The organism is Polynucleobacter sp. Nonnen-W13 (assembly GCF_018881735.1).
GTDB lineage: Bacteria > Pseudomonadota > Gammaproteobacteria > Burkholderiales > Burkholderiaceae > Polynucleobacter.
On record NZ_JACVPU010000002.1, the window covers coordinates 436,404 to 450,555 of the forward strand.

Below are 14,152 nucleotides of genomic sequence, written 5' to 3' on the forward strand. Positions count from 1 at the left end.
TGCAATGAATATAAAGCAGACGAAAGAACTTGCAGATCGTCTCGAGGATATTCTTCCTCAAACCCAATGCACTAAATGCAGCTACCCAGATTGCCGAGCCTATGCGCAAGCGATGGCAACAGGTGAGGCCTTACCCAATCGCTGCCCTCCTGGCGGAATTGTAGGTATCGAGCGACTGAGCGCAATTCTGACACCCATCTTTCCTCAAGATGCGTTTGAACTACACCCTACAATCAATTCTGAATGTGGCTTAGAGCGCCCTAGACCTGTTGCATTCATCGACCCTACGACTTGTATTGGTTGCACGCTTTGTATTCAAGCTTGTCCTGTAGATGCGATTGTCGGTGCCTCTAAGCAGATGCATGTGGTCTTAAGTGATTGGTGCACAGGTTGTGATCTATGCATCCCTCCTTGCCCTGTAGACTGCATCACTATGCTTGATGTGACTGACAAAAAAACTGGTTGGGATGCCTGGTCTCAGGAATTAGCGGATTTGGCGCGTACAAGATATGCAACTCGTAATATCCGATTAGATCGCGAGCAACGCGACAATGATGAGCGACTTGCAAAGAAAGCTGCCGCTAAACTAGCTGTAGTGAATGCAGAGAATCCCGATTCAGAAGCTGCTCGAAAAGAGCAGGAAAGAAAGCGGGCCATCATTGCAGCTGCTATTGCGCGAGCTCAGCAACAGAAATGATGAATCTGGAAAAGCGCCAAGCTTTCTTTGAGCTACTCAGAGAAAACAATCCTCATCCAGAAACCGAATTGGAATATAGCTCTCCGTTTGAACTACTCATTGCCGTATTGCTATCGGCACAAGCAACTGATATTTCAGTAAACAAAGGTACGCGTCAGCTATTTAAGATTGCCAACACGCCACAAGCTCTCCTGGATCTGGGAGAGCAAGGTGTAAAGCCTTTTATTCAGCACATTGGCTTATTCAACTCCAAGGGCAAGCATATTCAAGAGACTTGTCGACTACTGCTTGAAAAGCATGGCGGTGAAGTGCCTCAAAATCGCGAAGAGCTAGAGTTGCTCCCAGGCGTTGGCAGAAAGACTGCGAATGTGATTCTCAATACCGCCTTTGGTCAACCCACTATGGCTGTCGATACCCATATTTTTAGAGTCTCAAACCGAACTGGTTTGGCACCGGGCAAAGATGTTATGAAAGTTGAAGAGCAGTTGCTCAAACGCATCCCGAAAGAGTTTTTAATGGATGCGCATCATTGGCTTATCCTGCATGGCCGATATACCTGTAAAGCCCGTAATCCGGATTGCGAGCAATGTATCGTTGAGCCTCTCTGCGGCTTTAAACAGAAAACTGGCAAAGGAAAAGTTCGTGGCAATATTTAATCCGACCCGCGAAGAAGTAAGGCGCTTTTTTTGTGATACCTGGAAGAAGAAAACCAGGGATCAAATTCTGACGCCAATGGAAACACTTGCAAGCGACTGGATGGTTGAGCACCCGGAATATCATAGTCTCCTAGCAGATCCAGAAGTCGCAGTTGCGCAAGACTACACGCCAGAGCGTGGCGAGACCAATCCCTTCCTACACCTCTCCATGCACTTATCGATTAGCGAACAAACCTCGATCGATCAACCCCCAGGCATTAAAGAAGTTTCTGAAAAGTTAGCAAAGAAACAGGGCTCTACGCATGAAGCTCATCACGCCATGATGGAATGCTTGGGACAGGTCATGTGGGAGGCGCAACGTGATGGACAGCCGCTCAGTCCCGAGAAATATCTTGAGGCACTACAGAAATTGATCTAGTGACTACGCTTTACCAGCATTCGCTTGCTCAGAATTACAGTAGAGACAACTAAAAAAGCAAAGATCATATTCATTAAGGTGATGCGATCATCCAAGAAAAAGCTCGAGGCCAGTAGCGTACAAAAAGGCTGAATCAATTGAACTTGGCTGACCCTTGCAATTCCGCCGATAGCAAGACCCTCGTACCAAAAAAAGAAGCCTAGATACATCGGGAATATACTCAGATAGACAAAGCTTGTCCAAGCAACTACATCAGCACCCCAATACGATGAAGAAAATGTGAAGTAAGTTGCCACGATATTAATAGGCAATGAAATCACTAGCGCCCAAGAAATTACCGTACGCGGATTCATCTTTCGGGATAACTCTCCACCCTCCACATACCCCACGCAAGCGCAAATGCCACCCAGCACGAGCAGAATATCTACATAGGTAAAACTTCCGGAACTTTTAAGCAAGGCATACATCATCACCAGTGCAGCGCCCAAAATGGATACAAGCCAAAAACCGATAGAGGGACGCTCCTTAAAGCGGATAACTCCGATCACAGTAGTCGCTAAGGGCATCATCCCCAAAATAACAGCACCATGAGAGGATGAGCCCTCCTTCATAGCTAGGGTAGTAAAAATTGGAAATCCAAAAACGACACCCAACGCAATCACAGCAAACTTCAATAAGTCAGTTTTACTAGGGAGCGGTACCTGCTTATACAAAAGATAGCTTAAAGCAACTAAACCGGCTAAGGAAGCTCTGCCAAATGCAATGAAGTAAGGATTGAAGCTTTGAACGGTAATTTTACTTACCGGCAAGGTTAGGCTAAAAACAAGAATGCCAATAAAGCCAATGAGCATTCCCTTAGTCTCTTTATTCACTATCACCCTTGGGAGAAAAAATACTGCTGAACAATTTTTAAGAAAGTGTGGCGATGGCAGCTTTAATTGCTGCAGGCAATTGACTGACAAGCTGCCGGCGTTCCGCTAGTTTACTGAGAGGTAATTCTTGAACTCTTTTTGACCACACAGATCCTGGGAAGAAAGCATCATCCTTATATCTGGGAATTACATGCCAATGTATGTGGGGAACCATATTGCCTAAGGCTGCAATATTGACCTTATCTGGACACATCACATGCCTGATCGATTCCTCTACTGCAAAGACTAGGGACATCAGGTGTTCTCGCTCACCATAAGTTAGATCGGTCATCTCAGCAATATGGCGATTCCAGATCACACGACAAAAGCCAGGCAGATCAGGATCATTTACTAAGATGACTCTGCAGTCATCCCCACGCCAGATCAATTGACCCTCTTCAGGTCTAAGCTCTTCTTTACAGAGTACGCAATTAGTCATGGGAAGAATGTAAACGAAAAAGGCATCTAAGTCACCCTTGTGGGGTAATTTAGATGCCGTGACAGTAAGACTGGATTCTTTTACTGTTCTATTGGGAACTACTGAGGGATTACTTAGTGAAACTGCTCTTCTTCTGTAGAGCCAGTCAATGCAGTGACTGAAGACTTGCCACCTTGAATTACTGTAGTGACATCGTCGAAGTAACCAGTGCCCACTTCCTGCTGATGCGATACGAATGTATAACCACGATCACGAGCAGCGAATTCTGGCTCCTGTACTTTCTCAATGTAAGCAGTCATACCGCGCTGCATGTAGTCTTGGGCCAAGTCGAACATGTTGTACCACATTGAATGAATACCAGCGAGGGTAATAAATTGATACTTGTAACCCATTGCACCTAATTCACGCTGGAACTTCGCAATTGTTGCGTCATCCAAGTTCTTCTTCCAATTGAATGATGGTGAGCAGTTGTAAGCCAACATCTTGCCTGGGAACTTCGCACGAATTGCTTCGGCAAACTTACGAGCAAAATCTAAGTCTGGTGTACCAGTTTCACACCACACCATATCAGCGTATGCGGCATATGCCAAACCACGGGAGATCGCTTGATCCAAGCCCTTACGTGTTTTGTAAAAGCCCTCTGGAGTACGCTCACCTGTCAAGAATGGCTTGTCATTTGCATCATAGTCAGATGTCAGCAAATCAGCAGCTTCAGCATCGGTCCGGGCCAAGATGATGGTTGAAACACCCATCACGTCAGCGGCTAAACGTGCAGAAATCAATTTTTGTACTGATTCTGCAGTTGGCAATAACACTTTGCCACCTAGGTGACCGCACTTCTTAACGGAAGATAATTGATCTTCGAAGTGAACTCCAGCTGCACCCTGCTTGATCAATGCTTTACTAAGTTCAAATGCATTCAATACACCACCAAACCCTGCTTCAGCATCAGCAACAATTGGCGCAAAATACTCGATATAGCCCGCATCACCTTTATTAATGCCTTTAGCAGTTTGGATTTCATCAGCGCGTTGGAATGAGTTATTGATACGTTCAACCATCTTCGGAACTGAATCTACTGGATATAAGGATTGGTCTGGGTACATCGCTGCATAGGAGTTACCATCAGCAGCAACTTGCCAACCTGATAAGTAGATAGCTTGAACGCCAGCCTTAACCTGTTGCATTGCCTGACCGCCAGTCAAAGCACCCAAACAGTTAACGTAAGCTTCGTTATTTACCAATTCCCAAAGACGCTCTGCACCATGCTTAGCCAAGGTGTGCTCAATCTTTAATGAGCCACGAAGGCGAACTACATCTTCAGCCGTATAACCACGAGTAATACCTTTCCAGCGTGGATTGGTATCCCAGTCTTTTTGTAGTGCTGCAATTTCTGCTTTGCGATCTGCCATGTTTTTCTCCCTAAGTTAAGCAAGTACATCCAATATTGAGACACTCAGTACAGACAATGAAGTCTTATGTCTTATATAAGAGTTTAAGTACCTGAGAAAAGCATGCAAGACTTATTTCAGGATGAGATAAAAATAATTAATCCAATTAATTCAATAACTTAAAATCAAATTTTTATAATATGAAATTAATCTACAAGGAGTGAAATAATGCAGAGCTTGAAATGTTGCACTGCATTTTGCGTATGGGAATGACTTTTCACATTGTGAAAAGACTTGGGTGTTTTAGCTAGCTTTGGGGGTGCTGATGCTCGCAACCTTAAATCCAGTCAAAATAATCAGGAGCTGGAACAAGGCGACCCCAATAAATAAGAACTTTGGCAAGCCTACATCCAAGAAGATTCCAAAGATCAATGGACTTAGTGCAGCGCCCAAATCAATACCTGAGTAAACAATACCGTAAACCCTGCCCGACGAGCCAGAGGGTGTTGCAGAGCGAATCATCAAGTCACGGGATGGTGCCGCTATTCCCAAGCCGAGTCCAATCACAATGAAAGCTATGATAATTAATTCGACTGGTACCAAACCTGTGGCCATTAAAAGACCCATTACGATGTTCACAGTAAAGCAAACCGTAATGATGCGTTCAGGCACTTTTAATTTGGTGGCCAAATAGCCACCTAATAGCATTCCTCCAGCGCCACCCAAAGACATAAGGGTTAAATAATAATTACCAGAACTCACGGCAATGTCGTAGATTTTAAAAAGCGCAGTTGGGGCAAATGATTGCAAGCCTGTAGTTGCTGCCATACTAAAAAAAAAGAAAATCCAGCAGAGCCAAACGACAGGCAACTTTAGAAAACCAAAAGTGCTCATGGGTGCGCCACCGGGATTGTTCGCAATATGACTAGCTTCTGATTCATCTCGCCTTGCCTGCACATCATCTACTAAACGAGCTCGACTCACCCAAAGAGTCGCCAAAATAAGAACCTCCAGCACCGCAGCCGACAAAAACGCAATACGCCAATCCGCTATGGTTGTGATGGCCACCATGAATGCTGGGGCAGCAGCCCAGCCGATATAGCCCGTTACCCCATGAATGGAGTAGGCGTAAGGCAAATTCGGCGGTGAAATTTTGTGATTAATCAGCGTGTAATCCACCGGATGGAAAACGCCATTGCCACATCCGGCAATCACTGCACCTAGTACTAACATGGCATAACCGTTACTTTGTGAGTAAGTAAGTGCAGCCAATGCAAGCAAAGCCACGCCAGCAAATAAGACGGGGCGAGAGCCAATACGATCTACTAAAAATCCAGATGCCGCCTGAACGATACAGGAGACCACAAAGAAGATGGTCATGAGCAAGCCAAGTTCAGCATAGTTAAAGCCGAACTCTACTTTCAACCATGGGAACATGGGCGGCAGAATTAAATGAAAGAAATGGGAGCTACCGTGAGCCAGGCTAATGAGACCAACAACCCGGACATCACTGGCGCGCCTATTTTTTAGAGCGTCAATCATGTACCGAGTTTACTGGCGCAGACTTATTTCTGCTGATTTTTTGATGAATTACTTACTAAAGCTAAAATCGCCGTTCTTATCAACACCTACAGGTACAGTGTCCTTAGGGCCAAACTTACCCTCCAAGATCATCTTAGACACTGGGTTCTCGATATATTGCTGAATTGCACGCTTAAGTGGTCTCGCTCCAAATACGGGGTCAAAACCAACTTCCGCAATCTTAGCTAAAGCAGCATCACTGACATCCATCTGCATATCGATCTTAGCTAAACGATCTGACAAGTTCTTCAATAAGATCTTTGCGATATTAGCAATATTGGCTTTATCCAAACCATGGAAGACTACGATCTCATCAATCCGGTTTAAGAACTCAGGGCGGAAATGACCTTTTAACTCTTCAAATACCGCCTCTTTAATTTCTAACTGCTTCTTACCAACCATCGACTGAATGAGATGTGAGCCAATATTGCTGGTCATCACAATCACGGTATTCTTAAAGTCTACGGTACGACCTTGACCATCCGTTAAGCGGCCATCGTCCAATACTTGCAAAAGCACATTGAAAACATCTGGATGCGCTTTTTCAATCTCATCAAACAAGATGACGCTGTATGGATGGCGACGTACTTGTTCAGTTAAATAACCACCCTCTTCATAGCCTACATAGCCTGGAGGCGCGCCGATTAAACGGGCAACACTATGCTTCTCCATAAACTCACTCATATCAATACGACTGAGGTGCTCTTCACTATCAAATAAGAAACCAGCCAAGGCTTTACAAAGCTCAGTCTTACCCACACCAGTAGGCCCTAAGAATAAGAATGAGCCATAAGGGCGATTCTCTTCAGAAAGACCTGCGCGGGAGCGACGAATGGCATCAGATACCGCACGAATAGCCTCCTCTTGGCCAACTACGCGCTGATGTAACAGCTCCTCCATCTTGAGTAACTTATCGCGTTCACCCTGCATCATCTTCGATACTGGAATGCCTGTAGCACGAGAAACTACTTCAGCGATTTCTTCTGCGCCGACTTGGGTACGTAAGAGCTTGTTCTTCACTACGCCATCTTTATTACCCTTTGCTTCAGCAGCGGCAGCGGATTTGAGTTTGGCTTCAAGCTCAGGTAATTTGCCATATTGCAATTCTGCAACTTGCTCTAACTTGCCATCGCGTTGTAATCTTGCAATATCAGCACGGACTTTTTCGATCTCCTCTTTGAGATGAGCGGCGCCTAATACAGCACCCTTTTCCGCTTTCCAGATTTCTTCTAAATCAGCATACTCAGCACCCAAGCGCTTGATCTCATCCTCAATCAAGCCAAGACGTTTTTGTGATGCCTCATCTTTTTCCTTCTTAACTGCTTCACGCTCAATCTTGAGTTGAATCAGACGACGCTCCAGCTTATCCATAACCTCTGGCTTGGAATCAATTTCCATGCGAATACGAGAACCAGCCTCATCAATGAGATCGATTGCCTTATCTGGCAAAAAACGATCGGTAATATAGCGATGAGATAGCTCTGCAGCTGCCACGATGGCAGGGTCGGTAATCTCAATACCATGGTGAAGCTCATAACGTTCTTGTAAACCTCGCAAGATAGCAATAGTGGCTTCAACACTAGGCTCCTCCACCATCACTTTTTGGAAGCGGCGCTCTAGTGCGGCATCCTTCTCAATATACTTGCGGTATTCATCTAGAGTGGTTGCGCCGATGCAATGTAATTCACCACGTGCTAGAGCAGGCTTGAGCATATTGCCAGCGTCCATTGCGCCATCACCCTTACCTGCGCCTACCATCGTATGAATCTCATCAATAAAGATGATGGTTTGACCTTCGTCCTTAGCAACATCACTCAGAACAGCCTTAAGACGTTCTTCGAATTCACCGCGGTACTTGGCACCCGCTAGTAACAATGCCATATCCAATACGAGGACACGCTTGTTCTTGAGGGTTTCAGGAACTTCGCCGTTGACGATACGTTGGGCTAAACCCTCAACAATGGCAGTTTTACCAACACCTGGCTCACCAATGAGGACCGGATTATTTTTACCACGACGTTGCAAAATCTGAATGGTGCGACGAATCTCATCATCACGACCAATCACAGGGTCGAGCTTACCCATACGAGCCCGTTCAGTTAAATCAATGGTGTATTTCTTTAAGGCTTCACGTTGACCTTCAGCATCCGCACTATTCACTGACTCTCCTCCGCGTACTAAATCAATAGCCGCTTCTAACGATTTACGATTTAAACCATTCTCACGAGCCATCTTACCGAGCTCACCTTTATCATCCGCCACTACTAGCAAAAATAACTCGCCAGCAATAAATTGATCATTACGCTTATTGGCTTCTTTTTCACATAAGTTCAGCCAGTTGCTTAAATCACGCCCAAGCTGAACTTCCCCACCAGTGCCCTGCACTTCTGGGAGATTAGCAACGAGCTTCTCGGTTGCCTTCTCAAGGCCCGGGACATTGACGCCGGCGCGTGTTAATAAACTCTTGGCGCCACCATCTGAGTCGCGCAGCATTGCTAGCAGCAAATGGGCTGGCTCGATATATTGATTATCTTTTGCCAAAGCAAGGCTTTGTGCCTCACTGAGTGCTTCTTGAAACTTCGTAGTTAATTTATCTATTCTCATTTTTAATTTCCATCTACTCTATCTATTTTTATGCGTTTATATCTATAGAATATAGGGGCATTTTGCATAATTTCAAGTCTGTTAGACCTCTTTTTAAGCGAATTGAATCCTATTTTGACCTGGCTTGTTTACCTCCTAGAATGCTCTGATGGCAGCTATTACGCTGGTATTACAAACCGCCTAGAACATCGTCTAGCAGCTCATAATTCAGGGGAAGGCGCTCGTTATACGAGGGCTCGCAGACCAGTCACCCTTTTAGCAAGCCAAGAGCACCCAGATCGATCTGAGGCGTCTAAAGCCGAGGCTAGATTAAAGAAACTACCGAGATCAGAAAAGCTGGGGTTTTTTAAAGCCTAGGTTTTTAGTGCTTTACGCAGTGTCTTTGACTACCAAAGGAATCACCTGACTCTTAAAGCTTCCAGCAAGTGCTTTTTTCAAGATCTTGTAAATATCTAGATCAAATTCAGACTCCCCTGAATCAGTCAACTCATAGAGCTCTTCCTCGTTGATCGCCGTACCTAAATAACGCCAACGATCCACCACGTGCATGTGACCACCTTCTTTTATTGCCACTGGTCCAGGATATGGCCAGACTTGCACCTGAAATAATTGCAGAGCAGTTTTAAGCTGAAGATTATGCAAGTCGATGGGAGAACTCCCAATACAGGCACCTCCGCATTGCTTTACTTGATAACCAAAACAAGCTTTGCCTTCAATGCGCTTCTCCAGACCGAGTAGCGCTTCACAGAGGTGATATTTTTTTGCAATCGCTTTAAGGTAAGCATTGGCCTCTCGCTTGCTATAGAACAAGCCAAATAAATTTTCTTGAATGCCAGGGTCTAGTTCACGATGACCTACCAAATAAGGAGTGAGCACACCATCCTCAGTACGCTCCAGCTTCCAGGCGCAGAGATCCTTTGAGCGGCGTAATTTAATGTTCATGCTGGGCATGCGCTCTTTAATGAGTCGCGATTCTAAAATCAATGCACCCAACTCTCCGCTAGTCTCAATCCAATCGATGTCTCTGACTTGCATCGAGAGCTTCATTTCCTTACGCTGAGTAAGTGCCCCTTGAAAATGACCCATTACCCTACTACGTAGAGAAATACTTTTACCGATATACAGCGGGATTTGATTCTCGCCATAAAAAATGTAGCAACCCGGCTTTTCTGGAATCGAATCCACGAGTGCTTTATCAATATTGGGCGGTAAGCTCGGATTACCAATGAGTTGATTTACCGCTTTGAGAAGCGCCTCACGCCCCAACTTTTCTTCACAAACCCGCCAGAACTGAAGTAATAAATCAGCGTCACCCAATGCACGGTGTCGTGCGCTAATTTTGAGACGGTGGGCGCTAATGATGGTGTCAAGATTGTGTCTAAGCTGATCTGGAAATAGCAAACGAGAGAGCTTTACGGTACAGAGTACTTTGGGCTTGAAGTCGATGCCCACCCGCTTAAAGGATGCCTTCAAAAATCCATAATCAAAACGGGCATTGTGGGCTACAAAAATCTTTCCCTCAAGCTCGCGAGCGATTTCTGTTGCCAAGCCCTCAAAGGCAGGCTGCTGACTCACCATCTGAGGCCTAATGCCCGTCAAATTTTGAATGTTCTGCGGAATAAATGTCTGGGGATTAATGAGGCTTTCCCAAGTCTTTACCTGATCATGAATCAGCGATTTGATGCCAACTTCTGTAATGCGATCGCGCTCGAAGTGAGAGCCCGTAGTCTCGATGTCAACAAATGCTAATGGGGGATATTCATGACCACTTGATGACATGAGAGCTGAAGAATTACTTTTTACCTTGATACTTAGCAATACTCGCCTTCAGGTCACTGTACTCTTCACAACCAAAGAGGCAGGCCTTATCAAGTCTTGCTAACATCGCCTCTGCTCCAGACAAGTCTTTCTTCATCAAAAGTAACTCGCCGTAATACTCCAAAGCTGATCTATGACTTGGATCAATTTTCAATGCTGCCTGGTAATACTTTTCAGATGAAACCAAATCTGGCGGCTGCTTTTTACGCAAACTGTATCCCATCAGGTTGTTCCACTCCGCGGAGTTCACTTCATTTGCAGACTGTAATTGCTTTAATGCCTGCTCATAATTATTGGATTTGATACTGGCGCGGGCATCCGTTAACCAAGCTGGGTCAGATTTAGTTGGGGCGCTATCAGCAGCCACGGAAACTACCCACGGTGCTGTTGCCAGCAAAATAGATGCCAATAGTTTGCTAGCGAAATTCCATTTCATTGCCTGCATCATGAATATCCTTATTGTTATCTTGCTTTATGTAGGTAGTCACCAAAACTAAAAATGGAGTTTGGGCCTAAAGGTACATCCTCCACCTTCTTAAATGGCGCCTTGATTACTCTTTGCACTTCCCCTTTGGATGGCTTTTCAACCCTGAAGTCGGAGTAAACAAAAGCCTGGCGCTCAGGAGCAGTTTTAGCTTCGCTAAATCGCGGCACATAATCTTTGATCGCATCGGAGAGGTTCAAATTAGCCATGCAGTTGAGCATATACGTCTCCAAGGATTGGTAAAGCTCACTAGCAACATCGCAAGCCTCAACTTTGCGCTTTTTAATGTAATTCATTGCTAGCACTACATCTTTGATGGTGACCATGCGGGGATCCTGCAAGAGGATGTAACCCCCATTGCGACCTTTTGTACCCTTCACGATTCCAGCTGCACGTAATGCACTCAGAAGTAACTCTATTCTGCTCAACGATAATTTTTGGCGCTGTGCTAGCTCTAAGCCAGTAACTGGCTGAGCACCGTTGGAATGAGATGCAATATCAACCAGCGTGTTGAGGGCGGCTTTTACTGCTGTATTGACGTTCATGATAGATTTAGCGAATATATTGAATTAAGTAAAGTATCGGCTTGAATCCATATTTCTGCAGAGTGCCAAGCTTTAACCCTTTTAAACCTATGGTTGAAATTAACCTAGGTAAGGTTTCAACTCAGCGATAAGACTCTTAAATTGCTCACGCCTGAGAAACTGGCCCACTTCAACTCTCTGACCAGTCTGCTCAACAAAAAATACCTTTTGATGCTCTTCTAGATGCGACAGTTTGACCCAGCGAGTATTAAATTCAGTGACCGACTCTTTGTAGGCAATAAATTTCCGAACTAACAAGCGGGTACCACTGATTTCTATCTCCTCATAATCCAGGGCATGTCGGCAGTAGATCAAAAAGCCAGCGGTGACTGCGGTCAACTCTATTGCGGTAAAGATCAGGATCATTTTTACGCCGACCAATAAAAAACCCGTTGCTACGGTTAATGAAAGGCAAACCAAGGCGATATAGAACTTGAGCAACTGACTTGGAGTCAATGCACAATTTCGCCTCATCTTCCAGATTTTCATTATCGGGCGTGGGTCTCAGTCAAGCCGACAGCCTAGTGCTTGGCAGATTGAGCTTGCTTAGCCTTTTCCAGCTGATCCGCACTACGCTGCTGAAAATCAACCATAGAGTGATAGCCCATTTGATAGCAAGGGCAATGTCTACCCAAAATCCAGCGTGCGAGCTTAACCCGTAACTTTTGCATCATGTTAATTCTCCTGTGAACGGGTATATTTTGGCCGAAATTCAGGATTACTGCTGAACACAGCGCTATTTCGACTACTCAGCAAACTAAACGCAAATCCTTTAAATTAAACGCATGACAACTTCCTTTTTGACAGCCCCCTGGATTCCGCTTTTTCCCCTGGGAACCACCCTCTTTCCAGGTGGCGTAATTGCCCTCAAAATCTTTGAGGCGCGTTATTTAGACATGATGAAGCGTTGCCTTCGCGAAGATACTCCTTTTGGGGTTATCAGCATTCTCGATAACAAGCCAATTGAGTCAAATGCCGATGCAGTTGCTAACTTTTCAAATATTGGCACCTTAGCAAAATTAGAAGAGTTTGATCCAATTCAACCTGCGCTTTATATGACTAAGTCTTATGGAACGCAACGCTTTAAAGTACTGCACATCAAACAAGAGTCTGATGGCTTATGGATGGGCCAAGTTGAACTCATGGATGCTGATCCAGAGATACCATTAGCAAAGGAACATGAAAAAGTAGCCGCGCTTTTGAATGAAATTATTTCTGTTATCAAAAGCGAAGATTTGCTGGGTGAAGATGCGTTCAAAATGCCGATGAACCCAGATGATTGTGGTTGGGTATCCAACCGATTGGCTGAGCTCTTACCACTCCCCCCGGCTCAGAAGAACCACTTACTTGCTCAAAGCAATCCCAGAATCCGGCTCGATTTAATTTCAGAAATCATTGAGGATGATGGCTTACGCAATATCGTAATTCATTAGCAAGATGATTGATGAACTCATTCGTCGGTCAATTCGAGAAATGGTGGGAGGCGGCGGTCCTCCCGTAGCATTTCTGGAGCCCGCTGGTGACAGAGGCTTGTTTGGCCCGGAGTCTATCGCATGGAAGGTACATGCGGATTTTATTTCTATGATGATCGGCGGCATTAGCTCGCTAGTACTTCAAGCGCTTCACCCAAAAGCGCTCGCTGGCGTATGGGATCACTCCAGCTTCAGGCAAGACCTTAAGGGCAGATTAGGGAGAACAGCATTCTTTATTGCCGCAACTACCTATGGCTCTCATGACATGGCCAATAGCGCTATCAATCGCGTTAATCAAATTCATCAAAAGGTTACTGGGTTTGATGAATTCAATCAACCCTACAGGGCAGATGATCCCGAACTACTCGCATGGGTTCACTTAACAGAAGCTCGGAGTTTTATGTGCTCTTATGAGTCATACCGAAGTGAAACTTTGAGCACGAAGCAAAAAGATCAGTATTTTGCAGAAATGAAAATGCTGGGGGAGAGATTGGGGGCAATTGATCTCCCAGACACCTATGCCGACACGGAGCAAGCCATCAGGCAATACATCCCCCAGCTTCACTACGGCGAGAGAGCTAAAAGTATTATTGGGATGCTCGATCATTTTCCCAGCAATCTCACTGCCAAACCTTTTGTAAGAATGATCAGTCGGGCAGGCTTTCTGAATTTACCTGATTGGGCATATCCGATTATTCAACGACCCCAACCAAGCCGGCTGGAGCGATTAGCCATGCAATCCACTATTCGACTGATGGCAATTCCTGTGAGAGAGGCGCTGAAAGATGGCGTAGCTGCTCACTCGCTCCGAAGAGTTTATGGAGCAACTAAATAAGAAGGTGGCAGAGCAGTCTGCTAGTCAAGCGTGATTTAAGTAAGCTTAAGATTCAGGTTTAGGATTTTCAAGTTCAGAGTCAGTAGACTGACTTTTTACTGCCATCAGAGGTGGCGCACTCATTTTTTCGCCATCCCATACTTGGCCACACCAGCATTCTCCTGCCTCATTAATAATGCAAACCCCTGAGCCGCAGCAACGTTTATCGGGTGCTTTCATAATCAACCTCTTAGTCCTGAACAATTCATAATGCAGTCTATTC

17 protein-coding genes are annotated in these 14,152 nt (G+C 45.1%); 6 read left to right on the plus strand and 11 right to left on the minus strand.

Annotated elements, in window-relative coordinates; translation table 11 throughout:
- The first annotated feature begins 4 nt into the window (after nt 1-4).
- Genes rsxB through ICN27_RS07515 form a run of 3 tightly spaced genes read left to right on the plus strand, consistent with a single transcriptional unit; the run spans nt 5 to nt 1,771 of the window.
- Nucleotides 5-697 (plus strand): electron transport complex subunit RsxB, encoded by a 693-nt coding sequence (gene rsxB, locus ICN27_RS07505; protein WP_215307956.1) that lies wholly within the window; start codon nt 5-7, stop codon nt 695-697.
- Nucleotides 697-1,353, plus strand: coding sequence for an endonuclease III (gene nth, locus ICN27_RS07510; protein ID WP_216269727.1), 657 nt, complete (start codon nt 697-699; stop codon nt 1,351-1,353). The genes rsxB and nth overlap by 1 nt, the downstream gene beginning before the upstream one ends.
- The gene (locus tag ICN27_RS07515; protein ID WP_216269728.1) at nt 1,346-1,771 is read left to right on the plus strand and encodes a DUF1841 family protein; all 426 of its coding nucleotides are present in this window, start codon (nt 1,346-1,348) and stop codon (nt 1,769-1,771) included. Before nth ends, ICN27_RS07515 begins: the two co-directional genes overlap by 8 nt.
- Here ICN27_RS07515 and ICN27_RS07520 read toward each other — a convergent pair.
- The 5 genes from ICN27_RS07520 to clpB all read right to left on the minus strand — a co-directional run bounded on the left by ICN27_RS07520 (nt 1,768) and on the right by clpB (nt 8,697).
- The gene (locus ICN27_RS07520) at nt 1,768-2,643 is read right to left on the minus strand and encodes a DMT family transporter (protein ID WP_215307959.1); all 876 of its coding nucleotides are present in this window, start codon (nt 2,641-2,643) and stop codon (nt 1,768-1,770) included. The genes ICN27_RS07515 and ICN27_RS07520 overlap by 4 nt on opposite strands.
- A gap of 37 nt (nt 2,644-2,680) precedes the next feature.
- Nucleotides 2,681-3,121: an HIT family protein gene (locus ICN27_RS07525; RefSeq protein WP_216269539.1), complete on the minus strand. Its 441-nt coding sequence runs from the start codon at nt 3,119-3,121 to the stop codon at nt 2,681-2,683.
- A gap of 113 nt (nt 3,122-3,234) precedes the next feature.
- Nucleotides 3,235-4,533, minus strand: a complete 1,299-nt coding sequence (gene aceA / locus ICN27_RS07530) for an isocitrate lyase (RefSeq protein WP_215307964.1) — start codon at nt 4,531-4,533, stop codon at nt 3,235-3,237.
- A gap of 282 nt (nt 4,534-4,815) precedes the next feature.
- Complete coding sequence (locus ICN27_RS07535; protein WP_216269540.1) at nt 4,816-6,054, minus strand: MFS transporter; 1,239 nt, start codon at nt 6,052-6,054, stop codon at nt 4,816-4,818.
- Nucleotides 6,055-6,102: 48 nt separating this feature from the next.
- The gene (gene clpB / locus ICN27_RS07540) at nt 6,103-8,697 is read right to left on the minus strand and encodes an ATP-dependent chaperone ClpB (protein WP_216269541.1); all 2,595 of its coding nucleotides are present in this window, start codon (nt 8,695-8,697) and stop codon (nt 6,103-6,105) included.
- A 114-nt stretch (nt 8,698-8,811) separates the two neighbouring features.
- Between clpB and ICN27_RS07545 the strand changes: the two genes are divergently transcribed.
- Nucleotides 8,812-9,054: a GIY-YIG nuclease family protein gene (locus ICN27_RS07545; protein WP_082091914.1), complete on the plus strand. Its 243-nt coding sequence runs from the start codon at nt 8,812-8,814 to the stop codon at nt 9,052-9,054.
- Between the two features lie 12 nt (nt 9,055-9,066).
- Here ICN27_RS07545 and ICN27_RS07550 read toward each other — a convergent pair whose 3' ends face one another.
- From ICN27_RS07550 to ICN27_RS07570, 5 genes are all read right to left on the minus strand, one after another.
- A complete protein-coding gene (locus tag ICN27_RS07550; RefSeq protein WP_216269542.1) occupies nt 9,067-10,476 on the minus strand; it encodes an exonuclease domain-containing protein in 1,410 nt (469 codons plus the stop codon).
- A gap of 13 nt (nt 10,477-10,489) precedes the next feature.
- On the minus strand, nt 10,490-10,951 hold the full coding sequence (locus ICN27_RS07555) for a tetratricopeptide repeat protein (protein ID WP_216269543.1): 462 nt from the start codon (nt 10,949-10,951) through the stop codon (nt 10,490-10,492).
- Nucleotides 10,952-10,977: 26 nt separating this feature from the next.
- Nucleotides 10,978-11,544 carry an Rrf2 family transcriptional regulator gene (locus tag ICN27_RS07560; RefSeq protein WP_215307974.1) on the minus strand — a complete coding sequence of 189 codons (567 nt, stop codon included), beginning with the start codon at nt 11,542-11,544 and terminating at the stop codon, nt 10,978-10,980.
- A gap of 99 nt (nt 11,545-11,643) precedes the next feature.
- The gene (locus ICN27_RS07565; RefSeq protein ID WP_255535073.1) at nt 11,644-12,057 is read right to left on the minus strand and encodes a DUF2244 domain-containing protein; all 414 of its coding nucleotides are present in this window, start codon (nt 12,055-12,057) and stop codon (nt 11,644-11,646) included.
- A 47-nt stretch (nt 12,058-12,104) separates the two neighbouring features.
- On the minus strand, nt 12,105-12,257 hold the full coding sequence (locus tag ICN27_RS07570; RefSeq protein WP_216269544.1) for a hypothetical protein: 153 nt from the start codon (nt 12,255-12,257) through the stop codon (nt 12,105-12,107).
- Between the two features lie 111 nt (nt 12,258-12,368).
- Here ICN27_RS07570 and ICN27_RS07575 point away from each other — a divergent pair, with 111 nt between their 5' ends.
- Both ICN27_RS07575 and ICN27_RS07580 read left to right on the plus strand, forming a co-directional pair.
- The gene (locus tag ICN27_RS07575; protein WP_216269545.1) at nt 12,369-13,016 is read left to right on the plus strand and encodes an LON peptidase substrate-binding domain-containing protein; all 648 of its coding nucleotides are present in this window, start codon (nt 12,369-12,371) and stop codon (nt 13,014-13,016) included.
- 4 nt (nt 13,017-13,020) lie between these two features.
- The gene (locus ICN27_RS07580; protein WP_216269546.1) at nt 13,021-13,890 is read left to right on the plus strand and encodes an oxygenase MpaB family protein; all 870 of its coding nucleotides are present in this window, start codon (nt 13,021-13,023) and stop codon (nt 13,888-13,890) included.
- Nucleotides 13,891-13,935: 45 nt separating this feature from the next.
- Here ICN27_RS07580 and ICN27_RS07585 read toward each other — a convergent pair whose 3' ends face one another.
- On the minus strand, nt 13,936-14,109 hold the full coding sequence (locus ICN27_RS07585; RefSeq protein WP_216269547.1) for a hypothetical protein: 174 nt from the start codon (nt 14,107-14,109) through the stop codon (nt 13,936-13,938).
- Between the last annotated feature and the right edge of the window lie 43 nt (nt 14,110-14,152).

Excerpts from the sequence above, each read along its gene's own strand:
- ICN27_RS07525 (WP_216269539.1), bottom strand. The coding sequence starts at position 3,121 with ATGACTAATTGCGTACTCTGTAAAGAAGAGCTTAGACCTGAAGAGGGT.
- ICN27_RS07570 (WP_216269544.1), bottom strand. The coding sequence starts at position 12,257 with ATGATGCAAAAGTTACGGGTTAAGCTCGCACGCTGGATTTTGGGTAGA.
- ICN27_RS07560 (WP_215307974.1), bottom strand. The coding sequence starts at position 11,544 with ATGAACGTCAATACAGCAGTAAAAGCCGCCCTCAACACGCTGGTTGAT.
- aceA (WP_215307964.1), bottom strand. The coding sequence starts at position 4,533 with ATGGCAGATCGCAAAGCAGAAATTGCAGCACTACAAAAAGACTGGGAT.
- ICN27_RS07535 (WP_216269540.1), bottom strand. The coding sequence starts at position 6,054 with ATGATTGACGCTCTAAAAAATAGGCGCGCCAGTGATGTCCGGGTTGTT.
- ICN27_RS07585 (WP_216269547.1), bottom strand. The coding sequence starts at position 14,109 with ATGAAAGCACCCGATAAACGTTGCTGCGGCTCAGGGGTTTGCATTATT.
- nth (WP_216269727.1), top strand. The coding sequence starts at position 697 with ATGAATCTGGAAAAGCGCCAAGCTTTCTTTGAGCTACTCAGAGAAAAC.
- ICN27_RS07565 (WP_255535073.1), bottom strand. The coding sequence starts at position 12,057 with ATGAGGCGAAATTGTGCATTGACTCCAAGTCAGTTGCTCAAGTTCTAT.
- ICN27_RS07575 (WP_216269545.1), top strand. The coding sequence starts at position 12,369 with ATGACAACTTCCTTTTTGACAGCCCCCTGGATTCCGCTTTTTCCCCTG.
- ICN27_RS07550 (WP_216269542.1), bottom strand. The coding sequence starts at position 10,476 with ATGTCATCAAGTGGTCATGAATATCCCCCATTAGCATTTGTTGACATC.
- clpB (WP_216269541.1), bottom strand. The coding sequence starts at position 8,697 with ATGAGAATAGATAAATTAACTACGAAGTTTCAAGAAGCACTCAGTGAG.
- ICN27_RS07580 (WP_216269546.1), top strand. The coding sequence starts at position 13,021 with ATGATTGATGAACTCATTCGTCGGTCAATTCGAGAAATGGTGGGAGGC.
- rsxB (WP_215307956.1), top strand. The coding sequence starts at position 5 with ATGAATATAAAGCAGACGAAAGAACTTGCAGATCGTCTCGAGGATATT.
- ICN27_RS07555 (WP_216269543.1), bottom strand. The coding sequence starts at position 10,951 with ATGAAATGGAATTTCGCTAGCAAACTATTGGCATCTATTTTGCTGGCA.